At 34.2% G+C, this 2,320-nt stretch carries 4 protein-coding genes and 1 pseudogene; all 5 read left to right on the top strand.

All coding sequences use genetic code 11. From position 1 onward, the window contains the following. Positions 1–238: 238 nt before the first annotated feature. On the top strand, positions 239–706 hold the full coding sequence (locus CWB66_RS16065) for an HNH endonuclease (protein ID WP_138586136.1): 468 nt from the start codon (positions 239–241) through the stop codon (positions 704–706). Positions 707–749: 43 nt separating this feature from the next. Next, positions 750–1,283 carry an SMI1/KNR4 family protein gene (locus CWB66_RS16060; protein WP_138586135.1) on the top strand — a complete coding sequence of 178 codons (534 nt, stop codon included), beginning with the start codon at positions 750–752 and terminating at the stop codon, positions 1,281–1,283. Positions 1,284–1,322: 39 nt separating this feature from the next. Then, the gene (locus CWB66_RS16055; RefSeq protein WP_138586134.1) at positions 1,323–1,814 is read left to right on the top strand and encodes a DUF6795 domain-containing protein; all 492 of its coding nucleotides are present in this window, start codon (positions 1,323–1,325) and stop codon (positions 1,812–1,814) included. 17 nt (positions 1,815–1,831) lie between these two features. Further along, positions 1,832–2,092, top strand: coding sequence for a hypothetical protein (locus tag CWB66_RS16050; RefSeq protein WP_138586133.1), 261 nt, complete (start codon positions 1,832–1,834; stop codon positions 2,090–2,092). Positions 2,093–2,209: 117 nt separating this feature from the next. Continuing rightward, positions 2,210–2,320 (top strand): annotated as a pseudogene (locus CWB66_RS16045) (Mobile element protein); the annotation flags it as partial.

Here is a 2,320-nt window from a genome sequence, read left to right as displayed (position 1 = left end):
GATACGTAGTCGTAAAACATTAATTATTGACCTAAAAAAGTAAATTTAGGCACAGCTTTGCCACTCTAAATTAGAGTGGCTGTCTAGTTTAGTTGTACCAATTGATAATCAAGATATATCTACGATTAAATATTCACCTGGGAAAGATAACTATCGTAAAGAACACATATATGACATAACGGGTCTTGATGAAGAAAATAATCTCATTACACTGAATAAAGTTAATAAGTCAGGTGAAATGACTCCTGTAACTATAAGTATTGATGAATTTGCAAATCAACATAAAGTTAACGGTGAAAAGGTCAAGATTAACCCAGATTCAAAACCAACGAAGTACCATAAACGTACAGTTGGAGAAGTTGATGAGGCAAGAAAGGCGTTTCCAGTTCAGCGAAAAGAATATATCAAAAAGTATGCTTCAGATGCACTGAATGATGATAACCATGAAGCGCATAATCACTTTACACCAAAGCAATTAAATCGTATGAAAGTAACAGGTCAAGTACCTAAAAAGTACAATGTTCACCATAAAAAGCCTATTTTTAGGTGTGATCCTAATGAAAACCCAAATGATTTAGATAACTTAGAACTATTAACGGAAGACTTCCATAGTAGAGAAAACAAAAAACTTCATTGGTATGAGGAAGGTGATGAACCGTATGACGAAAACGGCTTAGGACCTAATTTAGGTTCAGAAATAGTTTAATCGTTTTATATTTAAATACAAAATTAAAAGTTTGAGGAATAAGATGAGTAACGAAATAACTAACATAATGGCACAGGCTCAACAAATAGAAAACTTTAGTTGTAGAAAAGGCGGTGCACCTCGGGAACAGATTAAGGGTTTAGAAGAGAAGTTTAAAATAACTTTACCTGAACCTTATAGATTTTTTTTAGAACAATATGGATTTTGTTTTTGGTTTGGAGACAGTGTACAGGGTCTTGTTCCTTTGGATGAAGATTATGAAGATTATGAAGAGGATGATGTGATTGGAGCAACTGAATATTATCATCAGACGTATGATAACAAAGATGAATATCAATCAGTACCCGAGCATGGGGTGGTTATTAACTCTTATGATGGTGGTGGCTATTATTTTTTATTTTCGCAAGAGTCGGATCGTGCTGGTGAAGTTGGGCTATTTTTAACGGAAACTTACGGACAAGAAGTGTCTAAATTTAATACTTTCACTGACTTTTTATCTTTTTTAGTTACGGGTACACCTGATCCAGAGCTAGTTGATGTCGATTACGATGAAATAATGGACATAATTGAAGACTAATTTTAGGCTTCAATTATAAAAGCAGAGGTTAAAACCACTATGTTTGGTTTAATAAAAAAATATGACGTACATATGTGCTCTGAAGTTAAAGGGATTATTACTTTAAATGGCAATCCCGTTGAAGGTGTTTTAATAAATCGCACCCTGGAATTTGCACACAAAGTTGAAAAAGAAGATCAGGTAACAACAGCTCCTGATGGTTTATTTTATTTACCTGAAGTCGTTATTGAATCAAAAATACCCGGTGATATGTTCTCGCATGAGGTTACTTATCAAACTATTACGGCTGTATATGCTGATAAAAAATACAAGCTTTGGGGTTCTAAGCTAAGCGGAATAAGTGAGCCTAGTGAATACAAACAAAAGCTGAGCAGTTTAAATGCTGATTTAGATTCTACAGAAGTAAACTTTGTTTTTCCTAATCATGAAAATCCAAATTTGGAGTTTGATGGTTCAAGTATTTGTAGATGGGAACATGATTTTGAAATTTATGAGATAGAAGATAGCGAAGATTATTTTAAAGATTTTTAAATAAAAAAGGAATTTACATGAATATTTTATCGCCAAATGTAGCTGCACAATTAGCTGAATTTGCATATGACAGTATTGCAGCAGTATCAAAGAGCTCATCAAACATAGAGCCGAGTAGAATAATAAGTAAGCACTTTGTGTTTGATTCAAAAAAATCTGCTTTTACTGGAATTTCAGGTACTGTGGCTGAACACGTGCTAAATCATGCAACGGGTTTTGGCTTTTTTGGTAAGAATAAACTAGACACCCACCCTAATTTTTGCTGTTTGGCGAACTAAGAAAAAGTTAAAATAAACTAGACACCCACCTAAAATAAACTAGACACCCACCCAAATTTTGCTGTTTGGCGAACTAAGTACTAGGCTTTGTTTAGTGCAAAAACAGCAGGGTGTCTTATGGCTATAGCAAGAAAGCGTCAAGTAAGTTTGGTTGATACAAAGTATTACCACTGTATCTCGCGTTGTGTTCGGCGTGCATTTTTATGCGGTGAAGACCATTTTTCAGGC

Source organism: Pseudoalteromonas sp. S558 (assembly GCF_005886635.1).
Classification (GTDB): Bacteria; Pseudomonadota; Gammaproteobacteria; order Enterobacterales; family Alteromonadaceae; genus Pseudoalteromonas; species Pseudoalteromonas aliena.
The sequence above is the reverse complement of the archived record's forward strand: the minus strand, read 5'-3'. Positions and strand labels throughout refer to the sequence as shown.

Coding starts and splice junctions, on each gene's coding strand:
- CWB66_RS16065 (WP_138586136.1), top strand. CDS start 239: ATGACTCCTGTAACTATAAGTATTGATGAATTTGCAAATCAACATAAA.
- CWB66_RS16060 (WP_138586135.1), top strand. CDS start 750: ATGAGTAACGAAATAACTAACATAATGGCACAGGCTCAACAAATAGAA.
- CWB66_RS16055 (WP_138586134.1), top strand. CDS start 1,323: ATGTTTGGTTTAATAAAAAAATATGACGTACATATGTGCTCTGAAGTT.
- CWB66_RS16050 (WP_138586133.1), top strand. CDS start 1,832: ATGAATATTTTATCGCCAAATGTAGCTGCACAATTAGCTGAATTTGCA.